This window comes from Tenacibaculum sp. ZH5_bin.1, from assembly GCF_042865525.1.
Classification (GTDB): domain Bacteria; phylum Bacteroidota; class Bacteroidia; order Flavobacteriales; family Flavobacteriaceae; genus Polaribacter; species Polaribacter mesophilus.
On the sequence record NZ_JBEGIO010000001.1, the window covers coordinates 410,900 to 432,013 of the forward strand.

The 21,114-nt window shown below is 31.8% G+C and carries 21 protein-coding genes; 13 read left to right on the forward strand and 8 right to left on the reverse strand.

Annotated features, from left to right (window positions below):
* Positions 1–87: 87 nt before the first annotated feature.
* Both ABHQ57_RS01885 and ABHQ57_RS01890 read right to left on the reverse strand, forming a co-directional pair.
* Complete coding sequence (locus ABHQ57_RS01885; RefSeq protein ID WP_167712576.1) at positions 88–1,005, reverse strand: hypothetical protein; 918 nt, start codon at positions 1,003–1,005, stop codon at positions 88–90.
* 103 nt (positions 1,006–1,108) lie between these two features.
* On the reverse strand, positions 1,109–1,570 hold the full coding sequence (locus tag ABHQ57_RS01890; RefSeq protein ID WP_167712577.1) for a hypothetical protein: 462 nt from the start codon (positions 1,568–1,570) through the stop codon (positions 1,109–1,111).
* Between the two features lie 77 nt (positions 1,571–1,647).
* Between ABHQ57_RS01890 and ABHQ57_RS01895 the strand changes: the two genes are divergently transcribed.
* Both ABHQ57_RS01895 and ABHQ57_RS01900 read left to right on the forward strand, forming a co-directional pair.
* Positions 1,648–2,757: an FAD-binding oxidoreductase gene (locus ABHQ57_RS01895; protein ID WP_159488762.1), complete on the forward strand. Its 1,110-nt coding sequence runs from the start codon at positions 1,648–1,650 to the stop codon at positions 2,755–2,757.
* A gap of 21 nt (positions 2,758–2,778) precedes the next feature.
* Positions 2,779–3,231 (forward strand): GreA/GreB family elongation factor, encoded by a 453-nt coding sequence (locus ABHQ57_RS01900; RefSeq protein ID WP_159610623.1) that lies wholly within the window; start codon positions 2,779–2,781, stop codon positions 3,229–3,231.
* Positions 3,232–3,418: 187 nt separating this feature from the next.
* Here ABHQ57_RS01900 and ABHQ57_RS01905 read toward each other — a convergent pair whose 3' ends face one another.
* Positions 3,419–4,354: an ABC transporter ATP-binding protein gene (locus ABHQ57_RS01905; RefSeq protein ID WP_159488760.1), complete on the reverse strand. Its 936-nt coding sequence runs from the start codon at positions 4,352–4,354 to the stop codon at positions 3,419–3,421.
* Positions 4,355–4,554: 200 nt separating this feature from the next.
* Between ABHQ57_RS01905 and ABHQ57_RS01910 the strand changes: the two genes are divergently transcribed.
* The 3 genes from ABHQ57_RS01910 to ABHQ57_RS01920 are packed head-to-tail and all read left to right on the forward strand — an operon-like array spanning position 4,555 to position 5,746.
* Complete coding sequence (locus ABHQ57_RS01910) at positions 4,555–5,085, forward strand: RNA polymerase sigma factor (protein ID WP_167712578.1); 531 nt, start codon at positions 4,555–4,557, stop codon at positions 5,083–5,085.
* Between the two features lie 9 nt (positions 5,086–5,094).
* Positions 5,095–5,514 (forward strand): hypothetical protein, encoded by a 420-nt coding sequence (locus tag ABHQ57_RS01915; protein ID WP_073182380.1) that lies wholly within the window; start codon positions 5,095–5,097, stop codon positions 5,512–5,514.
* Positions 5,515–5,527: 13 nt separating this feature from the next.
* On the forward strand, positions 5,528–5,746 hold the full coding sequence (locus tag ABHQ57_RS01920; protein ID WP_047788095.1) for a hypothetical protein: 219 nt from the start codon (positions 5,528–5,530) through the stop codon (positions 5,744–5,746).
* A gap of 42 nt (positions 5,747–5,788) precedes the next feature.
* Here ABHQ57_RS01920 and rimK read toward each other — a convergent pair whose 3' ends face one another.
* The 4 genes from rimK to ABHQ57_RS01940 all read right to left on the reverse strand — a co-directional run bounded on the left by rimK (position 5,789) and on the right by ABHQ57_RS01940 (position 11,583).
* Complete coding sequence (gene rimK, locus ABHQ57_RS01925; protein WP_047788094.1) at positions 5,789–6,661, reverse strand: 30S ribosomal protein S6--L-glutamate ligase; 873 nt, start codon at positions 6,659–6,661, stop codon at positions 5,789–5,791.
* 3 nt (positions 6,662–6,664) lie between these two features.
* Complete coding sequence (locus tag ABHQ57_RS01930; RefSeq protein WP_047788093.1) at positions 6,665–7,078, reverse strand: RimK/LysX family protein; 414 nt, start codon at positions 7,076–7,078, stop codon at positions 6,665–6,667.
* Between the two features lie 129 nt (positions 7,079–7,207).
* The gene (locus ABHQ57_RS01935) at positions 7,208–9,310 is read right to left on the reverse strand and encodes a M13 family metallopeptidase (protein ID WP_167712579.1); all 2,103 of its coding nucleotides are present in this window, start codon (positions 9,308–9,310) and stop codon (positions 7,208–7,210) included.
* Between the two features lie 113 nt (positions 9,311–9,423).
* Positions 9,424–11,583: a prolyl oligopeptidase family protein gene (locus tag ABHQ57_RS01940; RefSeq protein WP_073182376.1), complete on the reverse strand. Its 2,160-nt coding sequence runs from the start codon at positions 11,581–11,583 to the stop codon at positions 9,424–9,426.
* Between the two features lie 141 nt (positions 11,584–11,724).
* On the opposite strand from ABHQ57_RS01940, the gene trxA reads away from it, so the two are divergent.
* From trxA to ABHQ57_RS01965, 5 genes are all read left to right on the forward strand, one after another.
* On the forward strand, positions 11,725–12,084 hold the full coding sequence (gene trxA, locus ABHQ57_RS01945; protein WP_047788090.1) for a thioredoxin: 360 nt from the start codon (positions 11,725–11,727) through the stop codon (positions 12,082–12,084).
* 304 nt (positions 12,085–12,388) lie between these two features.
* Entirely contained in the window at positions 12,389–13,360 is a 972-nt protein-coding gene (locus ABHQ57_RS01950; protein WP_047788089.1) for a ribonucleotide-diphosphate reductase subunit beta, read from the forward strand.
* A 174-nt stretch (positions 13,361–13,534) separates the two neighbouring features.
* Positions 13,535–15,922: a ribonucleoside-diphosphate reductase subunit alpha gene (locus tag ABHQ57_RS01955; protein WP_167712580.1), complete on the forward strand. Its 2,388-nt coding sequence runs from the start codon at positions 13,535–13,537 to the stop codon at positions 15,920–15,922.
* 68 nt (positions 15,923–15,990) lie between these two features.
* A complete protein-coding gene (locus ABHQ57_RS01960) occupies positions 15,991–16,653 on the forward strand; it encodes an SMI1/KNR4 family protein (RefSeq protein ID WP_167712581.1) in 663 nt (220 codons plus the stop codon).
* A 37-nt stretch (positions 16,654–16,690) separates the two neighbouring features.
* Positions 16,691–18,028, forward strand: coding sequence for a deoxyguanosinetriphosphate triphosphohydrolase (locus ABHQ57_RS01965; protein ID WP_047788086.1), 1,338 nt, complete (start codon positions 16,691–16,693; stop codon positions 18,026–18,028).
* A gap of 52 nt (positions 18,029–18,080) precedes the next feature.
* Here ABHQ57_RS01965 and ABHQ57_RS01970 read toward each other — a convergent pair whose 3' ends face one another.
* Entirely contained in the window at positions 18,081–18,653 is a 573-nt protein-coding gene (locus ABHQ57_RS01970) for a DUF3109 family protein (RefSeq protein ID WP_047788085.1), read from the reverse strand.
* Between the two features lie 110 nt (positions 18,654–18,763).
* On the opposite strand from ABHQ57_RS01970, the gene ABHQ57_RS01975 reads away from it, so the two are divergent.
* Genes ABHQ57_RS01975 through ABHQ57_RS01985 form a run of 3 tightly spaced genes read left to right on the forward strand, consistent with a single transcriptional unit; the run spans position 18,764 to position 21,110 of the window.
* A complete protein-coding gene (locus tag ABHQ57_RS01975) occupies positions 18,764–19,345 on the forward strand; it encodes a MarC family protein (RefSeq protein WP_047788084.1) in 582 nt (193 codons plus the stop codon).
* Between the two features lie 2 nt (positions 19,346–19,347).
* Positions 19,348–19,962 carry an FAD-dependent oxidoreductase gene (locus ABHQ57_RS01980; RefSeq protein WP_159610635.1) on the forward strand — a complete coding sequence of 205 codons (615 nt, stop codon included), beginning with the start codon at positions 19,348–19,350 and terminating at the stop codon, positions 19,960–19,962.
* Positions 19,963–19,979: 17 nt separating this feature from the next.
* The gene (locus ABHQ57_RS01985; RefSeq protein WP_167712582.1) at positions 19,980–21,110 is read left to right on the forward strand and encodes an endonuclease; all 1,131 of its coding nucleotides are present in this window, start codon (positions 19,980–19,982) and stop codon (positions 21,108–21,110) included.
* The last annotated feature ends 4 nt before the right edge of the window (positions 21,111–21,114 follow it).

The window sequence follows — 21,114 nt, forward strand, 5'->3', positions numbered from 1 at the left end:
TTATAAAATGAAAAACCGCCCCTAGCGGAGCGGTTTCTTTTAGTTGGCTACTACACCAACCAAAAATCAACTAACCAAACTTTATTTTTATTTCCTTTTAGGAACTGTTTCTCTTTTTATTTTAGTACGTTTTCTACCGCTACTCCTTACAGCTGGTTTTGTAGTACTTGTTTTTTCTGCTTTTAAATACTGGATAAATTCTATACCAGAAAAAATATATGTTGTTCTTGAACTTACGTGCTTTAATCGTATTGTTTTGTCATTTATAACGGTTAAATCAAACTCTTCAGTATCTCCGTTATCATAATTAAGTGTTAAATATTTTAGATTGTTTTCTCCTATAACATTTCTAACAATATAACTTCCTTCAAAATCCCAGTTTATATAATCAACATTTGTGCCAAAAGGGTCATGTGATGAATAGAATGTCACATCATTTTTATGGGTAAATTTTAGATAATGCTCGTTATCAAAAGGATTTGGAGTACCTCCAGTTTCATCAGTTCTTTCCCAAGCTTTAAATTCTTGTAAGAAATACTCAATATTTTCATAAAACAACATGTTATAATCAAATGTATCTGTTTGATACCCTACTAGATAATAACTTACATTTTGTGATAAATCATCAATTCTAATTTCGTTATTAGAAAGTTGTACTACATCAAATTCAAAATATCCATCTATATCATGACGCGTTTCTAAAATTGTTCCGTGTGTACCATAGTTACCAACAGCTATACCTAAACCATTTCCTGTTTTACCAATATCAACAATATTATTATTTGCATACATGATTCCGTTTAAAAAAGAAATAGTAAAAGCTCTTGATAAAAAAGGAACTTCGCCACTACCAGTTGTTCTGTGATAATCTACATACCATAAATCATAACTTGAAATATATTCGTTTAAAGAAAAACCATCATCTACAATTTCATTTCTTACAACACATGACGTAAGTGTTACACCACCAATAAGTAGTATTAAAAGTAATTTTATACGTTTCATAAGCATTCATTTTATGGTTATGCTTATAGGTTTTCAAATTACGTGCCAAAAATAAAAAACACCTCTTTTTTGAGGTGTTTAAAGTTATTCTATACTAAGGTTTTTATTGCATAAAGACCTTATCTTTTTTTATAATGTTTTCTATTTTAACGTAGTGTGTTTTCTCTTCAATAATATAAGAAACCATTGCTTCATTTTCTTTTAATTCAAAAGGAAATTCTTCTGCAGGAGTGTTACCAAACTCTTTTTTAGGATCAGCATGTAAAATAAGATCATTTAACTCATTAGATGAGGTTTTATAACGAGCAGCAATGTATTGTTTATCGTTATGTTGCTCAACAACAGCTTTGGTAATCCTATTTTGAAAATATACTTTTTGAAAGTCAACTGGCTTCTCAGCAGTAAAATTAATAATCAAGTTAGTAGAGTTATAACTACCTTTTACACCTCCTGTTACATGAGAATAACTTGCAGATTCTATTTTGAAAGGATGATTGTTCTCCATTTTTACACTTGCGCATTTCGTAAAGCTTAGAGCTAAAATTAAGATTCCAATTAATTTCATAGAGTTGTTTTTTAATGTTTAAATTTAGACATTCAAGGAGTGTGCCAAGTCACAAATATAATCAGATTTATATGAAGTTGAATTTCAGTTACTGGGAACTAAAAGAGTGGTTTACAAATGTTGATTTTACTGTAGTAGGAAGTGGAATTGTGGGGTTAAATTGTGCATTACAATTAAGAGAAAAATACCCCAAGGCAAAAATTCTAGTTTTAGAAAAAGGAGTGTTACCACAAGGAGCCAGCACTAAAAATGCAGGTTTTGCTTGTTTTGGAAGTTTATCTGAACTGATAGATGATTTAAATACACATACCGAAGAAGAGGTTTTTAGCTTGGTAAAAAAACGTTGGCAAGGTTTACAGCTTTTACGCACCACACTGGGCGATAAAAACATAGATTTTCAACAAAATAAAGGATATGAATTGTTCTTAACAACAGAATTATACGAATCGTGTTTAGAGCAAAAAACATCGATAAATGAGCTTTTAAAGCCGTTGTTTTCTAAGGATGTTTTTTCGGTTGATGATAACAAGTTTGGGTTTCAAAATATTCATCAACAATATATAACCAACCAGTTTGAAGGGCAAATAGATACTGGTAAAATGGCGGCTAATTTGTTAAAAAAGACATTGTCTTCAGGAATAAAAATTATCAATAATATTCAAGTTAAAGAATTTATAGAAAACAACGATGAAGTAGAAGTAAAAACGAATCAGATTGAGTTTACTACTAAAAAATTATTCATTGCTACCAACGGATTTGCAAATAAATTATTGAAAGAAAATGTACAACCTGCACGAGCACAGGTATTAATTACGAAACCGATTGAAAATTTACATATAAAAGGAACTTTTCACCTAGATAAAGGATATTATTATTTTAGAAATATTGATAATAGAATTTTGTTTGGAGGAGGAAGAAATTTGGATTTTAAAGGTGAAGAAACTGATGAGTTTGGACAAACATTGCTTATTCAAAACAAATTAGAAGAAATTTTAAAAACAACAATTTTACCGAATACTAAAGTTGAAATAGAACATCGCTGGAGTGGAATTATGGGGGTTGGAAATCAGAAAAAAGCGATTGTAAAACAGCTTTCAAATAATGTGTTTTGTGGTGTACGATTAGGAGGAATGGGAGTTGCTATAGGAAGTTTAGTAGGAAAAGAGTTAGCACAACTTGTAAATTAGTATTACTTAGAAAAGTAAGAAATGAATATTAAAGAAGAACTATACAAACAATGTGAGTTGTATGTAAATAAACGTTTACAAACTGTAGAAGAAACAATTTCTTCTCATCAAAAAGCATTACAATCTGAAACAAAAAGTTCTGCAGGAGATAAACATGAAACCGGTAGGGCAATGTTACAGTTAGAAATGGAAAAAGCGAGTCAGCAACTTAGCGGAGTTTCTCAAATGAAAGAAACACTTGCTAAAATTAATACAGATACAACTTCAAAAATTGCTCATTTAGGCAGTGTAGTTATAACCACCTCAACTATAAACTATTTCATTAGTGTGAGTGTAGGATTGTTAACTTTTGAAAATAAAAAATACTTTGCAATATCTCCATCTTCACCCATAGGAAAGTTAATTTTAGGTAAAAAGGAAGGAGAATCTTTTGAGTTCAATGGATTAAAAAGTGTCATTAGAGAAATTTTTTAAGAAAAAGTAGGGTAAAACAAAAATAACTTGTTTTACATGCAGGAAAGGTTGTTATAACCAGAACAGAAAAAGAAGCTATAATACACTTTTATCTTTTGGTGTTTAAGATGGTAAGGGTGTATTTTTTTAGAAAAATAATTTATTTTAAGATAGTTGAGTAATAATTATTGAGATAGTTATTATTGGTTTAAACAGTCTCTTTTAACTTAAATGAGACTGTTTTTTTATGCTCAATATTTTCAAAGTGGTTTATAAAAATGGATTGGTTGTTATAAGCAACTTCTATTAGCCAATACCCCCCCTTAAAATAAGATTTCAATACAGTTCCTTCTAGTTTTGATGGTTTTTTGGTAATCTCAAGTAAGTTAGGATATAGTAATAATGTTTGTTTATTTATGGTGAGTTCGTTTACATCATCAAATAAAGAAGCAACATACTTTTCTTTTGGGGTTCTATATAAGTTTGCTGGACTGTCATGCGCAATGATTTGGTTGTTGCGGATTACCATCATGGTATCAGCAAAAGAAAGAGCATCATTTCCATCGTGCGTAGCAACAATACAGGCAATATTTTTCTTTTTTAAATAAGCAAACAATCGTCTTCTTAATGAGTTCTTTTTAAAGTTATCTATTTGACTGAAAGGTTCGTCTAACAATAATAATTCTGGTTCTTTAGCCAACGCTCTAGCAATGGCTACTCTTTGTTGCTGTCCACCACTTAAGTTTTTAACTTTTTCGTTCGCTAATTCGGTCATTTCAATAACATCAAGAAGTTCTTGTGTTCTTTCTTCAGCTTCTTTAGGGTAAAATCGTGACAAGAACTTTTTAATATTTTCACTTACAGATGTGAAAGGCATTAAGTCAAAATCTTGCGCTACATATTTGAAAAACTCCATTCCAGGAACTAAATGATGTTCAGGTCCTAAAATTTGAATATCATTCCAATATAAGTTCCCTTTATCAACATCTAGTAAACCATATACAATTTTTAAAAGTGTAGATTTTCCACAACCGCTTTCACCCATTACACACAAGTGCTCACCTTTTTGAAGTGTAAAATGGATGTTTTCTAAGGTTTTTTCTTTAGATGGATAAGTGAATGAAATATTATTTACTTGTAGCATGGTTGCAAAAATACATAAAGGTTTAAGATAAATTATAAACAAGATTTTTCATTCCAAGTTTCTCTTTAAATAGTCTTCTTTTTTAAAAATTAGCTCTAAGTATATTTGTTATAAATGGTATGAAGAGTTTTTTAAAAAAAAATGCAATAGAAAATAAAAAGTACGTCTTTATAATTGAGGAGCTCAAAGAAAGCCTATAAATGAACCAAGAAACGGAAAATAAAAAGAAATTAAAAGCCTTTTTTGATAAAGAATATGGTGCCCTTAAGTCTTATGTTGGAACTAAAATTAAACAAAGTATTCATCAAGATGCAGAAGATATTATTCAAGAAGTTGCTTTAAAATTGTTTTCTGGAGTTAATGGAAATTCACCTATAAACAATGTAGCTAGCTTTGTTTACAGGTCTCTAAAAAATAAAATCATTGATAATTTAAGAAGAAAGAAATACGAAGCTTCAGCTTCAAATATTGATGAAATAAAACTGATTGAATTTACAGAGGTTTTATATGGTACTCCTGATAATACGTACTCTGAAGTAATGAAAAAGGAACTAGAATTAAGAATAATGAACCTTAAACCTGTATATAAAGAAATAATTATAGCTATTGATTTTGAAGGGTACACATACAATGAACTATCGGAGGAACTTAAAGTACCTGTTGGAACATTAATGTCAAGAAGACATCGAGCATTAGGAATATTACTTAGAAAAATTGAAAACAAAAAATAAAAATAAAAGATGGAAAATTTGTTTAAAGAAAGAAGAGATGGAGAATCTCCAGGAATATTTGTAGGAAGAATAATATTCGGAATAATTGCAGTTTTAATGCTTGCAATACTTTTTGGATATGCAATTATGTGGCTTTGGAATAACCTTATGCCAGATATTTTTGGATTACCAGTTATTAACTACTGGCAAGCAGTAGGATTATTTATTTTAGCTAAAATTTTATTTTCTTCTAGTGAATGTGGAGGAAAACATAAATCAAAGAAATATTCTAACAAAAGAAGAAAACACAAGTTCAAATCACATTATGAAAAGAACTGTAAAGGAAAGTTTTCAGAATGGGAACATTATGATAGGTTTTGGAAAGAAGAAGGCAGTGAAGCTTATCAAAAATATGTAGACAAATTAAATAAAGAAACGGAACAAGAATAAAAACCATTGAGTTATGAAACTATTTATCTATGGAACCGATATTGACACAAAGAAAAAAGAAGATTCTATACGTCAGTTATTTAATAAAGATAATAATATAATTAATATATCTATTGATCTTGAAGATGTTGATAATGTTTTAAGAATAGAGGCAACTGATATTATAACAGAAGCTGACATTATAAATAAAGTAAAAGAAAAAGGATTTAACTGTATGGAATTAGCAGATTAAATATTAAAACAAAACCGACATTAAATAATGTCGGTTTTGATTTTAAGCACTTCTTTCTACGTAACGTATAATACTTTTTGCTATATCTTTTCCAGTGGCTTTTTCAATGCCCTCTAAACCAGGAGAAGAATTAACTTCTAAAATCAAAGGACCTCTATCAGACTGTAACATGTCTACACCGGCGATACCTAATTTCATTGCTTTTACAGCTTTTAAAGCAGCATTTTCTTCTTCATCAGTTAATTCTATAATTTCTGAAGTTCCTCCCCTATGTAGGTTGGATCTAAATTCACCTTCTTTTCCTTGACGCTTCATAGCTCCAACAACAACACCATCTACCACAAAAACACGAATATCAGCACCTTTAGCTTCTTTAATATATTCTTGAACAATTACACGAGCTTGCAAACCATTAAAAGCTTCTATAACAGATTCTGCGGCTTTTTTGGTTTCTGCTAACACAACACCTAAGCCTTGTGTTCCTTCTAAAAGTTTAACAATTAAAGGAGCTCCTCCTACTTTTTTTATAATTTCTGAAGTGTCTTTTGAATAATTAGTGAAAACCGTTTTTGGAAGTCCTAAATTTGCTCTTGAAAGTACTTGTAAACTACTTAGTTTATCTCTAGAGCGTACCAAAGCTTGAGACTCTACAGCAGAAAATACTTTCATCATTTCGAATTGACGTACAACTGCGGTACCATAAAAAGTAACTGAAGCACCAATACGAGGAATAATAGCGTCAACATCGGTTACAAGCTCATGATTGTATACTATCGCAGGCTTTCTTTTTTCGATAATAAGATCACATTTGGTATGGTCTAATACGACCATTTCATGTCCTCTTTTTTCGCCTGCTTCTACTAAGCGTTTGGTTGAATATAATTTAGGGTTTCTAGAAAGAACAACAATTTTCATTTTTTATATTTCTTTTGATGTGATGTTTTTTTGTGAAACGTCCACAATAAATTTTTTGTTTAAAAATTTTCTACCAATTAATACTGGATAATTCATTTTACCTCTATCTGATAACGATAGCTTTATTTTGTATTTTTTACCATAAAAAATAGCGGATGTAGAAACAACATATCTTTTTTGTTTCTTTCCGTTTGAGCTTCTTATGCTTTTTACTTTATACTTTGTTGTTTGAAGCAATTTATTATTATATTTTTCTGTTTTTGGGCAGAGTAATATAAACTCTAATACACCGTCTTTTTCTTCAATATGCTTACAATGTATTGCAGAAGTATAGGCTCCTGTATCAATTTTTACAGGTAAATCTTCTATTTCCCAGTTTAAAAAGGATATTTTTTCAATCCTTCCAATTAGTCTCATTCTATTAAAAATTAAGGAGGGCGAATTACTTACTATTTTTTGGAATATACAAAACTTGTTGTTAATTTTTGGAAAACAAAAAACCAGTGTATATACACTGGTTTAAAGGTACTTATTTTTTAATTGAATTTACCAAATTCTTACACGATCTTCTGGTTTTAAGTACATTTTGTCTCCTTCTTTAACATCAAATGCTTCATAAAAAGCATCTACGTTTTTAAGAGGCATATAAGCTCTGTACATTCCAGGAGCGTGTGTATCAGTCATGATACGGTTTTTTAATGCTTCATCACGCATTTTAGTTCTCCAAATAGTTCCCCAAGAAAGAAAGAAACGTTGTTCAGGAGTAAATCCGTCAATTTTTTCTGGACGACCATTCTTTTCTAAGAAAATTTGTAATCCTTCATAAGCAGCTTGTACACCACCTAAATCACCAATATTTTCACCTAAAGTAAACTCACCATTTAAGTTCATACTATCAATAGCAACAATATCACTAAATTGCTTTATTAATTTACTTCCTGCTTCTTTGAACTTTTCTGAATCTTCTTCTGTCCACCAATTTTTTAAGTTTCCGTCACCGTCAAAACGAGCTCCAGAATCATCAAAACTATGTGAAATTTCGTGGCCAATAACAGCTCCAATTCCTCCATAGTTTACAGCTTCATCAGCTTTGTAGTTATAGAAAGGAGGTTGTAAAATAGCTGCTGGGAATACGATTTCATTGTTTACAGGGTTAAAGTAAGCGTTTACTGTTTGAGGAGACATTCCCCATTCAGTTCTATCCACTTCTTTACCTAACTTGGCCATATCTTTTTCAAAGTTCCACTTGCGAACATTAACAGCGTTGTCAAAATATGTACCTCCCTCATCTAATCCTTTAACAAGTAAAGTTGAGTAGTCTTTCCATTTATCAGGATATGCAATTTTAACAGTTAATTTGTGTAATTTTTCTAAAGCTTTTTCTTTAGTTTCAGCACTCATCCAAGGTAATTGCGCAATACGTTTTTCAAAACCTAACATTACGTTATCAATCATTTCCTTAGCTTTTTGCTTCGCTTCTGGTGGAAATTTCTCATCTACATATAACTTACCTAAAGCTTCGCCAATAGCTCCATTTAAATTAGCTAAAGCACGTTCGTCTCTTGGACGTTGTTGTTTAGCTCCACGCATTTCTTTACTGTAGAATTCCCAGTTAGCTTTTTCTAAATCAGTAGATAATAAACCTAATGAGTTGTTAATAGCATTCCAACGTAATGATAATTTAACTGTTTCAATAGGACTATTTTTAAGTACTTCATTCATTGCTTTGAAATATCCTGGATCTGTAACAATAATCTTTTCAAGACCTTTAGAACCATCTAATCCTTCAAGATCAACACCAATTCCTTTTAAATGAGCTTCCCAATCAATTACAGGAGCCAATTCAGCTAATTCAGCAAGGGTCATTGGGTTGTAAATTTTACGTGTATCTCTACGCTCTTCTTTTGTCATTCTAGGTTCAGCTAAACTCTTTTCAAAAGCAACAATAGTTGCTGCATTCTTTTTAGCTGTAGCTTCATCATCACCAAACTCTTGCAACATTTTAGCTACAAACACCTCATATTTTTCAAGCTTGTCTTTTACCTTTTCATCTACGTAGTAATCTCTTGATAAACCAAGTCCGCCAGCTCCCATGTAACCAGCATTCATACTACTGTTCTTAAGGTCATTAAAAACGCCAAAACCATAAAAACCGGCACCTCCATAAGGAGCCATATTGGTAATGAAAGTTTGTACGTCGTTTAAGTCTTTAATTTCTTCAATTTTTTGAAGGAAAGGTTGTACAGGTGCTTTACCTGCTTTATTTCTAGCTACGGTATCCATGATGGTTTCGTAGTAGTTTACCGCTTTTTCTTGATCAGAATCTATTTCTTTTCCTTCAGCATCTTTTATTTTTGGGAAGTTACCTTCTTCAATAGCCTTGTTTAAGATAGCTAATACATCTTTGGTAGTGGTTTTTCTTAATTGATTAAATCCTCCCCAAGAAGTTTCATCAGCAGGAATTTCAGTGTTATCAATCCAAGAACCGTTAACATATCTAAAGAAATCATCGGTAGGCTTAACCGAAGTATCCATGTTTTCTAAAACAATTGCCTGTACTTTTTCTTCAGGCTTTTTATCTGTTTTACATGCAATAACTCCTAAAGAAGCAACGGCAGTAGTAAACAGCATTTTGTGAATGGTTTTCATTTTTAATGTTTTTTGAATGAATCTTAATTTTAACAAACTACCTCGAGGATTTTGCCCCGAGGTAGTAAATTTACTCTAAATAAGAGTCTGTTTTTATAAAAATGTTACAGTTTTTAACTTTTTATTTTCGATTTTGGAGCATTTGGTAATGTTTCAAAGCCCATGTTGAATAATGTAAATCCAAAAATATCAGCATACTGCTCAATAGTTTTTGCTACAGGAGTTCCTGCTCCATGACCCGCATTGGTTTCAATTCTAATTAATACAGGGTTGTCTCCTTGTTGTTTCTCTTGTAATTCAGCAGCAAACTTAAAACTGTGAGCTGGTACTACACGATCGTCATGGTCTCCTGTGGTTACCATAGTTGCAGGATATTGAGTACCTTCTTTTACATTGTGTACTGGTGAATATCCTTTTAAGTATTCAAACATTTCTTTGCTTTGTTCAGAAGTTCCGTAGTCATACGCCCAACCAGCCCCAGCTGTAAATGTGTGGTAACGTAACATATCTAATACGCCTACAGCAGGTAAAGCTACCTTCATTAAATCAGGACGTTGTGTCATCGTAGCCCCTACTAATAAACCTCCGTTTGACCCTCCTCTAATTGCTAAATAGTCAGAAGAAGTATAATTTTCTTTAATTAGGTATTCAGCAGCAGCAATAAAATCGTCAAAAACATTTTGCTTTTTTAACTGTGTACCTGCATCGTGCCATTTTTTACCATATTCACCACCACCACGTAAGTTTGGTACAGCATATACACCACCTTGTTCCATCCAAACCGCATTGGCAATACTAAAGCTAGGAGTTAAGCTTACATTGAATCCGCCATAACCATATAAAATAGTTGGATTTTTACCGTTTAACTCTAATCCTTTTTTATAGGTAATAATCATAGGAACTTTTGTTCCATCTTTTGAAGTATAAAATACTTGCTTACTTTCATACTCATCTGCGTTGAACGAAATAGCAGGTTTCCAGTATAGTTCATAAGTTCCATCTTCTGGGTTGAACTTATATGAAGAACTAGGAGTGTTATAATTGGTAAAAGAAAAGTATAATTCTTTTGCATCAGTTTTTCCTCCAAAACCACCTGCAGAACCTACGCCTGGTAATTTTACTTCTCTGATTAATTTTCCGTCAAAATCATATTGTAATACTTTAGAAACAGCATCTACCATATATTTTGCAAAGAAGTATCCAGCTCCTGTTGATGGAGATAATACATTTTCAGTTTCAGGAATAAAATCTACCCAGTTTTCTGGAGTTGGGTTTGCAGCATCTACAGTAACAATTTTCTTATTAGGAGCATTCAAGTTGGTTACTAAGTATAACTTACTTCCTCTACTGTCTATTACACCAGTATCACTATCAAAATTGTCAATGATAGGTGTTAATTTACTATTAGGGTTTGTTAAATCTTTAATAAATAACTTGTTTCCAGAAGTTGAGGTTGAAGCAGAAATTAATAAATATTTGTTGTCTTCTGTTAAATATCCACCAACATAACGGTGTTTTTCTTCTGGAGTAGCCCCAAAAATAACTTCATCGGAACTTTGAGGAGTTCCTAACTTATGGAAGTATAATTTATGTTGATCTGTTTTAGCAGATAATTCACTTCCTTTAGGTTTGTCATAACTAGAATAGTAAAAACCTTCGTTTCCTTTCCAAGCTATTCCAGAAAATTTTACATCAACTAAAGTATCTTCTTTAATTTCTTTGGTTTCAGCATCCATTATAATAACCTTTCTCCAATCACTTCCTCCTTCAGAGATTGCATAGGCTACAGTTTTTCCGTCTTTGGTAAAGCTTACTGAACCTAACGATGTAGTTCCATCTTCAGCAAACGTATTAGGATCTAAGAAAACTTCTTCTTTACCCTCTTTATCTTTTCTGTATAGAACATATTGGTTTTGCAATCCATTGTTTTTATAAAAATAGGTGTAATCACCTTCTTTAAATGGAGTTCCTACTTTTTCATAGTTCCATAATTCAGATAAACGGTCTTTTAACTGTTTACGATATGGAATTTTGTCTAAGTAATCGAAAGTAACTTCATTTTCAGCTTTTACCCAAGCTTCAGTTTCGGTACTTCTATCGTCTTCTAACCAACGATAGTTATCAGTTACTTTAGTACCAAAATATTCATCTACAACAGGCTTTTTAGTTGTTTCTGGATAGTTCACACTAATATTTTTTTTAGATTGCTTTTCTTCTTTACAAGAAACTAAAATTGTTCCTGCACAAATAATGGGAAGAAGGATTTTTCTCATGATTAAAAAATTGGTTAATTAGACCAAAGTTAGAAGAAAAACACTCATAGTCATTTATTTTAAGATGATTTTAACAAAAACAGCTTTGTAAATCTATTGAAATAAAAACGACTACCTTTACGTAATTATAATACAATAAGCATGACTGAAAATTTAAACAAAGAAGCTTTTTTAAAAAAGGTTTTTAATTATGAAGAAAATAAAGAATGGAAGTTTGAAGGAGAATTACCTGCAATAATTGATTTTTATGCTGATTGGTGTGGACCATGTAAAGCATTAGCTCCTGTTTTGGAAGAATTAAGTGCAGAGTATGAAGGGAAAGTTCATATTTATAAAATAGATACAGAAGCAGAACAAGAATTAGCTGCTGCTTTTGGAATAAGAAGTATTCCTTCTATGTTATTTTGTCCTGCTAACGATGAACCTCAAATGGCTCATGGAGCATTACCAAAAAAACAAATTGAACAAATAATAGAGGATGTTTTAAAGGTTAAAAAATAACCTAAAAAAGAAGAATACAAAGGTTTAAAAAGTGGCGCAAAAAGTGTCACTTTTTTTATGTTTAAACACAAAATAAGAAACTCAGTGAGTATCACTTGTCAAGCATTTTTTTTAATTTTAAGTATTTGATTTGTAGGTTTTTGTAAAATGTAAAAAATATTGTAAATTGAAGAAAAAAAAGTGTTTTGTTAAAAACTTCAAGGGATTTGTGAATAAGTATAGCTTTCAAAATATAGCAATTTTTCCAATCTTTGTTTCTGTACTCAGGGAATAAAAATAACACACTAAAAAGAGCTTAAAAAGCATGGCATCGATTGAACCAATTTTACAAGAAAACAAAGACAGATTTGTAATTTTTCCAATTCAACATAATGACTTATGGGAATGGTATAAAAAGCAACAAGCTTGTTTTTGGACTGCTGAAGAAATTGATTTACATTCAGACTTAACAGACTGGAACACTAAACTAACAGACGATGAGCGTTACTTTATTAAGCATGTTTTAGCATTTTTTGCTGCATCTGATGGAATTGTAAATGAAAATTTAGCAGAAAACTTTGTAAACGAAGTTCAATACTCAGAAGCAAAATTCTTTTATGGTTTCCAAATCATGATGGAAAATATTCATTCAGAAACGTATTCATTATTAATTGATACATATATAAAGGATGAAGAAGAGAAAGATAGGTTATTCAAGGCAATTGAAGTTTTTCCAGCAATTAAAAAGAAAGCAGATTGGGCTTTAAAATGGATTGAATCTGATTCGTTTGCTGAGCGTTTAATCGCTTTTGCCGCAGTTGAAGGAATTTTCTTTTCAGGTTCTTTCTGTTCAATTTTCTGGTTAAAGAAACGTGGGTTATTACCTGGGTTAACATTCTCAAACGAGTTAATTTCTCGTGATGAGGGTATGCATTGTGATTTTGCTGTACACTTACACAACAATCACTTAGTAAACAAAGTTCCAAAAGAAAGAATAAGAGATATTATTATTTCAGCTTTAGATATTGAAAGAGAATTTATAACGGAATCTTTACCTGTGAGTTTAATAGGTATGAATGCAACGTTAATGACTCAGTATTTAGAATATGTTACCGATAGACTACTTTTAGAATTCGGATGCGAAAAAGAGTATGAGTCTACCAATCCATTTGATTTCATGGAAATGATTTCTTTGGAAGGAAAAACTAACTTCTTTGAAAAAAGAGTATCAGAGTACCAAAAAGCCGGAGTAAAATCTGGAGGTACAGGAAGCATCAGCTTTGATGCAGATTTTTAGGAACCAATAAGCTGCTATTTCCCCTACATGCAGTATTACTCAGCTAGAGCACTTTTTTCAGTGCTTTAGCGTTATAATCGTTTCAAAAGAAACAAACTAGTATTAACATTTTACATGTTGTCATAAACAACTATGTTTTGACGACGCTATTAACCAACAAAAACCAATATCAATATGTATGTAGTAAAAAGAGACGGCAGAAAAGAGCCTGTGATGTTCGATAAAATCACAGCAAGGGTTAGAAAAATGTGTTATGGATTAAACAATATAGTTGATCCAGTAAAAGTAGCAATGCGTGTTATTGAAGGACTGTATGATGGGGTAACTACTTCTGAATTAGATAATTTAGCAGCAGAAATTGCTGCGACAATGACAACTGCTCATCCTGATTATGCAAAATTAGCAGCGAGAATTGCCGTATCTAACTTACATAAGAATACCAAAAAATCGTTTTCGGAAACAATGACCGATTTGTACGAATATATCAATCCACGTACAGGAAATAAAGCTCCTTTACTAGCAGATGATGTGTACAAAATTATCATGAATAATGCCGATAAATTAGATTCAACAATTATCTACAGTCGTGATTTTAATTACGATTATTTTGGTTTTAAAACATTAGAACGTTCTTATTTATTAAAGTTAAACGGAAACATTGTTGAACGTCCACAACAAATGTTAATGCGTGTTGCGATAGGTATTCACAAAGAAGATATTGACGAGGCAATTGCTACATACGAATTGATGAGTAAAAAATATTTTACCCATGCAACACCAACATTATTTAACTCAGGTACGCCAAAACCACAAATGTCATCTTGTTTCTTGCTACAAATGCAAGACGATAGTATTGATGGAATTTATGATACTTTAAAACAGACAGCTAAAATTTCACAATCTGCAGGAGGTATAGGTTTATCTATTCACAATATCCGTGCTACGGGAAGTTATATTGCAGGTACTAACGGAACATCAAATGGTATTGTACCAATGTTACGTGTATTTAACGATACAGCACGTTATGTAGATCAAGGAGGAGGAAAACGTAAAGGTTCTTTTGCAATGTATTTAGAGCCTTGGCATGCAGATATTTTTGACTTTTTAGACCTGAAGAAAAACCACGGTAAAGAAGAAATGCGTGCGCGTGATTTATTCTATGCAATGTGGATTTCAGACTTATTCATGAAGCGTGTGCAAGAAGATGCTGACTGGACGTTAATGTGTCCACATGAGTGCCCTCATTTATACGATACGTATGGTGAAGAGTTTGAGCGTTTGTATACAAGTTATGAAGCTGCTGGGAAAGGAAGAAAAACTATTAAAGCACGTGATTTATGGGAGAAAATCTTAGAATCACAAATAGAAACAGGTACTCCGTACATGTTGTATAAAGATGCAGCAAACCGTAAGTCAAATCAAAAGAATTTAGGAACGATTCGTTCTTCAAATTTATGTACTGAGATTATGGAGTATACTGCAGAAGATGAAGTAGCAGTATGTAACTTAGCATCAATAGCAATACCAATGTTTGTTGCAGAAGATGAAAACGGAAGTAAGTTCTTCGATCATCAAAAGTTATTTAAAGTAACGAAAAAAGTAATCCGTAATTTAGATACAGTAATTGATCGTAACTATTATCCTGTAAAAGAAGCAGAAAACTCTAATTTCCGTCACCGTCCAGTAGGATTAGGAATTCAAGGGTTAGCTGATGCTTTTATTATGTTACGTTTACCGTTTACTTCAGAAGAAGCGAAGAAGCTTAACCAAGAAATTTTTGAGACATTATATTTTGCAGCTGTAACCTCATCAATGGAAGTTGCTAAAACAAAAGGGGCCTATTCAACTTATGAAGGTTCCCCAATGTCACAAGGAGAATTCCAGCACAATATGTGGGGAATCAAAGACGATGAGTTGAGCGGTCGTTGGGATTGGGAAAAACTACGAAAAAACGTAAAAAAACATGGAGTTCGTAACTCATTATTAGTAGCGCCAATGCCTACAGCATCTACCTCTCAAATATTAGGAAACAATGAAGCTTTTGAACCATATACTTCTAATATCTACACACGTAGAGTATTATCAGGAGAGTTTATCGTAGTAAATAAACATTTATTAGAAGATTTAGTAGAGTTAGGTTTATGGGATAATGATATGAAGGAAGATATTATGCGTGCCAACGGATCAATTCAACATATTGATGCTATTCCACAAAACTTAAAAGATTTATACAAAACCGTTTGGGAAATGAGTATGAAAGATATTATCGATATGGCACGTCATAGAGGATACTTCATCGATCAATCTCAATCGTTAAACTTATTTATGCAAGATCCTGATTATGCGAAGTTAACCTCAATGCACTTCTACGCATGGAAATCTGGATTAAAAACAGGAATGTATTATTTACGTACCAAATCTGCTGTAAATGCGAAGCAGTTTACGTTAAATATAGAAAAGAAGGAAGAAGACAAGCCAATGAGTACAGATGAATTCAAAGCGATGGTTGAAGCTTCTAAAAATGCAGAAGGACCAGACGATTGTTTAATGTGTGGATCTTAAGCTAGAATTAAATTAAAAGTGATAAAGAGAAGTCGATAGGCTTCTCTTTTTTAATATTTTAGAGGTCTATGGAGATAAAATATTTTATAATTCTTGGCATTTTTTCCGCCGCTGTTGCTATTTTAAGAAAGAATAACAGAATTGATTCAGGTAAAATAGAAAAGAAAAAAGCTGTTAGGAGTAAAGCAAAAAGTTTGCTAGATAAATTTAGGAATTCTACTGATTACAATCATCCTATTTCTAAAAGTATAGTTAGGTTATTAGAAAACTACCATTATCATGAGAATGTTGGAAAAACATTAACTGATGAAGAAATTAAAATGATTGAAGAGAAGTTAAATCTAAAACTCCCAAAGTCATATAAACTATTTCTGAAATATTTTGGAGATGGAGGCGATTGGGTTTTTGTACAAAATATAGATAGCATCCAAAATGGAGGCTTTTATAAAGAATACGATTACAATAAAACTTTAAACGAATTTGTTTATTTAGGAGAGGAGAAGATTATGACAGAAAGTTTACTTTCTTTAATGATAGGAGACTCAAACGGAGGAGCATGGTGTTGGTTAACTCATGAAGAGAGAAAGGATAATGAATGGTCATTAGCTTATTATATGGATGGATGTTTACATTACAAGGTGAAAAATTTTACAGAATGGTTAGAAGTAGCTGCGTCGGATAGAGAGGTTATTAGAGAATATGATATAGAAGAAAAACTAGGTTTAGGGTAAAGATTTTGTATTTTCGACAAAATTTTATTTACGAATGATGAACTGGGAACAACTCCTTTCTTTAAAACGTTTTGGTGATACCCAAAAACGTGAACGTGCAAAACAAGATGAAACTCGTTTAGGTTTTGAGGTAGATTTTGATAGAATTATATTTTCATCGGCTTTTCGTAGTTTGCAAGATAAAACACAAGTAATTCCATTATCAAAAACCGATTTTGTTCATACACGTTTAACGCATAGTTTAGAAGTATCAGTTGTAGGGCGCACGTTGGGACGAAGAGTAGGTAAAGAATTACTAGAGCGCCACCCAAAATTAAAAGAACTAGGATACACTTTTAATGATTTTGGAGCTATTGTAGCTGCGGCATCAGTAATGCACGATATTGGGAATCCACCATTCGGACATTCAGGAGAAAAAGCCATTGGAGAATATTTTAAAACGGGAAAAGGTCTTCAGTATAAAAATCAATTAACTGATTCGGAATATCAAGATTTAATAGATTTTGAAGGAAATGCCAACGGGTTTAAAATCCTAACAGAAAATAGAGAAGGAATTCAAGGAGGTTTACGTTTGTCATATGCAACACTAGGAGCTTTTTTAAAGTACCCTAAAGAGAGTTTGCCAAAGAAACCAACAAATCATATTGTAGATAAGAAATACGGCTTTTTTCAGTCAGAAAAAGATGCTTTTTTAGATGTAGCTGAAGATTTAGGGTTATTGAAAAAAGAATCTGAAGGAGTTTCTTATTATCGTCACCCATTAGCATACTTAGTTGAAGCAGCTGATGATATTTGTTATACAATTATCGATTTTGAAGATGGAATCAATCTAGGTTTAATTGAAGAAGATTATGCCTTAGAATATATGATTAAGTTGGTAAAAGATACGATTGATAGTAAAAAATACCATTCATTACAGCATACTAAAGATCGTGTAAGTTATTTACGTGCCTTAGCCATAGGAGTATTAATTAATGAAGCAGTAGCCATCTTTTTAGATAATGAAAAAGCTATTTTAAATGGAACCTTTGATAAAGGGTTATTAGATAAATGTAAATATGAAGCTCAGATTAATGATATTATTAAATTAAGTGTTGATAAAATTTACAGAAGTAAAGAGGTTGTTGAAAAAGAAGTTGCAGGATATAAAATCATAGCAGATCTTCTAGATGTTTTTGTAACTGCTTTAAATAATAAATTTGATGATAAACAATCTAATTATGATAAGTTAGTACTTAATCTAATTCCACAGGAATATCAACAAGATAAAGAAAGCTTATATGATAGAATTATGCAAATTTCAAGCTATGTTGCAGGTTTATCTGATGGATATGCTATTCGTTTACATAGAAAAATAATGGGAAATATTAGTTAAGTATATATACTAATAAGATAAAAAACGACGCTAAATAGCATCGTTTTTTATCTTATTTTTTTAAATATTTTTCTGCTGTTTTTTCAAGTTCATCATACCAGTTTTGGCCGAACTTTCTAATTAAAGCTTGTTTTACAAATTTGTATACAGGAACTTGTAATTCTTTACCTAAAGAACAAGCATCGTCGCAAATTTCCCATTTGTGGTAGTTTACGGCAGCAAATTCACTATAATCCTTTACACGAACAGGATACAAATGGCAAGAAACGGGTTTTTTCCAATCTACAATACCTTGGTTATATGCTTCTTCAATGGCACATAAGGCAGTGCCTTTATCATCAAAAATAACATAAGCACAATCGGCATCATTAATTAAAGGAGTTTCCAGTTCACCAAAATCACTAGTAATCCAAGTACCTTGTTTTTCAATAGCTTCAATTCCTTCTTTTCGTAAAAAAGGTTTAATTTTTGGGTATATTTCTTCTAAAATTATTGTTTCCTCTTTTTCAAGGGGTGCTCCCGCATCGCCATCTATACAACAAGCCCCTTTACATGCAGATAAGTTACAAACAAACTCTTTTTCTATAAGGTCTTCTGAAACGATGGTTTTTCCTAATTGAAACATAAAATGTCTTTAATATTGGGAAGTTTATATTAACTTCTTGTAAATTTAAATGCAAAAATACTAGATTGTAACATTACTTATATAATTTTGCACGCGAAAATATAGCAACTATGGACTTTAACTTCAAAGAAATCTTCACAGCCTTTATGGTATTATTTGCGGTAATTGATATTGTTGGAAACATTCCTATCATTATTGATTTACGTAAAAAAGTAGGACACATTCAATCAGAAAAAGCTTCTGTAATAGCAGGATTTATTATGATTCTGTTTTTATTCTTAGGACAGAGACTATTAAATTTAATAGGTATAGATGTACACTCATTTGCAGTGGCAGGTGCTTTTATCTTGTTTTTCCTAGCATTAGAAATGATATTAGGAATTACTCTTTATAAAGAAGATGATGAGGAAGCATTAAGTGCAACTGTTTTTCCTTTAGCTTTCCCATTAATAGCAGGTCCTGGTAGCTTAACAACACTACTTTCATTACGTGCGGAATTTAACCTTGAAAATATTATTGTAGCCGTTTTATTAAATGTAATTGTAATTTATATTGTGTTAAAAACGTCCAGAAAAATTGAAAAAGTAATTGGACCAAACGGAATAAAAATTATAAGAAAAATATTTGGTGTAATCTTGTTAGCTATAGCAGTTAAATTATTTGCGGCTAACTTTAAAATGTTAGTAGCTTAACTATGGTTTTTGATGTACTTATTGTTGGAGGAGGAGTATCAGGTATGCAATGCGCTTTAGTTTTAGGTTCTGCACTTACTAAAGAATATGCAAAAGGAAAAACAGTTGGAATTATAATGCATCAGCGTTCTTCTCACCTACAAGATGCTCTCTTTAATAATGTTTTAGGCTTAGCTCCAGAAACTTTAGGAAAAGATATTCTAGAAAGCGGTAGAAATCAGTTAAAAAATTTATACCCAGAAGTATCTCAAATTGAAAATGAAAAAGTGATAGCTGTTTTGGATGATGAAAATGGATATAAGATAATCACTAATAAAAATGAATATTACAGTAAAAAAGTTGTTATAGCCCTAAACTATTCAAAGCCTTTTGAAATAGCTGGTTTAGAACAATATGTAGAGCGTCATATTAGAGCAAATGCTATGAAAGATAGAATTCAGTTACGTAATTTCAACCACTTAATAAAAGAAGGGTTATATGTTTGCGGAACCTTAGCTGGGTGGAGAAGTCAGTTTGCAATTGCAGCAGGAAGTGGAGCAAGTGTAGCGACAGATATTTTAACAGTATGGAATGATAATGTACCTACCAAAGTACATGATAAACATAAAAAAGACTAATTATTTAAGATAGAATCATGAAGAAAATAATAGGAATAATAACAATTTTAATGTTGTTTATTAATTGTGGAGGAAGTGATAGTGATGTTGTACCAACAGAAGATAAAGTAGTAGCTGTTGATGATTCCTTTGAAGCTGAAGAAAATAAAGAGAATGTATTAGCTAGTTTTTTAGAGAATGATACTTATACTTCAGGAAATGTAAAAGTAACGTTTGAGACTAGTTCTGCAAGAAATGGAACTATAGTTAAGAGCAATAATGCTTTTATATACACGCCAGCACAAGATTTTGTAGGTACAGATTCTTTTAAGTATACTATTTGCAGTACAATTACGCCAAGTAATTGTTCTACTGCAACGGTAATCATTAATATAAATGCTTCAGCCAATGGTAATCCAGGAAGTTTTAATATCCCTTCTGAATTATCAGAATATTATAAAGATGTAGACTTTACCTTAACAGGAAGTTCTTTAAAAGATATTTTAGCTACTGAAATTATTAATAGTCATACTACCTTCTTAGATTATACGCCAGATGTTTGGAATGTATTAAAACAATCAGATTTAGACCCTAACGATAATAGCAAAGTAGTTTTAATTTATGGTCATGACGATACAGATGGTAATTATGTAACAGATAGAACTCGTAGTAAAGATGCCAATGGAGGAAATACAGGAGATTGGAATAGAGAGCATGTATACCCTAAGTCATTAGGAAATCCAAATTTAGGAACTTCAGGTCCAGGGGCAGATGCGCATCATTTAAGGCCTTCAGATGTAACTTTTAATTCTCAAAGAGGGAATAAATTATTTGCTGCAGGTACAGGGAATGCCGGAGACGTTTCAGGGAACTGGTACCCTGGTAATGAATGGAAAGGAGATGTTGCTCGTATGATGATGTACATGTACTTGCGATATGGAGATAGATGTTTACCAAAGAATGTAGCTGTCGGTTCTGTTACAGCTTCTGATAGTAATATGGTTACTTTATTGTTACAGTGGAATGCTGAAGATCCTGTATCTGATATAGAGATACAACGTAACAACGCAGTTGCTAATGCGCAAGGAAATAGAAATCCGTTTATTGATAATCCGTATTTAGCTACGGTTATTTGGAATGGTGATGCAGCTGAAAATACTTGGGAGTAGTCCC

Bases quoted from the DNA above. Each gene is read 5' to 3' on its own strand.
- ABHQ57_RS01885 (WP_167712576.1), bottom strand. From the start codon at position 1,005: ATGAAACGTATAAAATTACTTTTAATACTACTTATTGGTGGTGTAACA.
- ABHQ57_RS01890 (WP_167712577.1), bottom strand. From the start codon at position 1,570: ATGAAATTAATTGGAATCTTAATTTTAGCTCTAAGCTTTACGAAATGC.
- ABHQ57_RS01900 (WP_159610623.1), top strand. From the start codon at position 2,779: ATGAATATTAAAGAAGAACTATACAAACAATGTGAGTTGTATGTAAAT.
- ABHQ57_RS01905 (WP_159488760.1), bottom strand. From the start codon at position 4,354: ATGCTACAAGTAAATAATATTTCATTCACTTATCCATCTAAAGAAAAA.
- ABHQ57_RS01910 (WP_167712578.1), top strand. From the start codon at position 4,555: ATGAACCAAGAAACGGAAAATAAAAAGAAATTAAAAGCCTTTTTTGAT.
- ABHQ57_RS01915 (WP_073182380.1), top strand. From the start codon at position 5,095: ATGGAAAATTTGTTTAAAGAAAGAAGAGATGGAGAATCTCCAGGAATA.
- ABHQ57_RS01920 (WP_047788095.1), top strand. From the start codon at position 5,528: ATGAAACTATTTATCTATGGAACCGATATTGACACAAAGAAAAAAGAA.
- rimK (WP_047788094.1), bottom strand. From the start codon at position 6,661: ATGAAAATTGTTGTTCTTTCTAGAAACCCTAAATTATATTCAACCAAA.
- ABHQ57_RS01930 (WP_047788093.1), bottom strand. From the start codon at position 7,078: ATGAGACTAATTGGAAGGATTGAAAAAATATCCTTTTTAAACTGGGAA.
- ABHQ57_RS01935 (WP_167712579.1), bottom strand. From the start codon at position 9,310: ATGAAAACCATTCACAAAATGCTGTTTACTACTGCCGTTGCTTCTTTA.
- ABHQ57_RS01940 (WP_073182376.1), bottom strand. From the start codon at position 11,583: ATGAGAAAAATCCTTCTTCCCATTATTTGTGCAGGAACAATTTTAGTT.
- trxA (WP_047788090.1), top strand. From the start codon at position 11,725: ATGACTGAAAATTTAAACAAAGAAGCTTTTTTAAAAAAGGTTTTTAAT.
- ABHQ57_RS01950 (WP_047788089.1), top strand. From the start codon at position 12,389: ATGGCATCGATTGAACCAATTTTACAAGAAAACAAAGACAGATTTGTA.
- ABHQ57_RS01955 (WP_167712580.1), top strand. From the start codon at position 13,535: ATGTATGTAGTAAAAAGAGACGGCAGAAAAGAGCCTGTGATGTTCGAT.
- ABHQ57_RS01960 (WP_167712581.1), top strand. From the start codon at position 15,991: ATGGAGATAAAATATTTTATAATTCTTGGCATTTTTTCCGCCGCTGTT.
- ABHQ57_RS01965 (WP_047788086.1), top strand. From the start codon at position 16,691: ATGAACTGGGAACAACTCCTTTCTTTAAAACGTTTTGGTGATACCCAA.
- ABHQ57_RS01970 (WP_047788085.1), bottom strand. From the start codon at position 18,653: ATGTTTCAATTAGGAAAAACCATCGTTTCAGAAGACCTTATAGAAAAA.
- ABHQ57_RS01975 (WP_047788084.1), top strand. From the start codon at position 18,764: ATGGACTTTAACTTCAAAGAAATCTTCACAGCCTTTATGGTATTATTT.
- ABHQ57_RS01980 (WP_159610635.1), top strand. From the start codon at position 19,348: ATGGTTTTTGATGTACTTATTGTTGGAGGAGGAGTATCAGGTATGCAA.
- ABHQ57_RS01985 (WP_167712582.1), top strand. From the start codon at position 19,980: ATGAAGAAAATAATAGGAATAATAACAATTTTAATGTTGTTTATTAAT.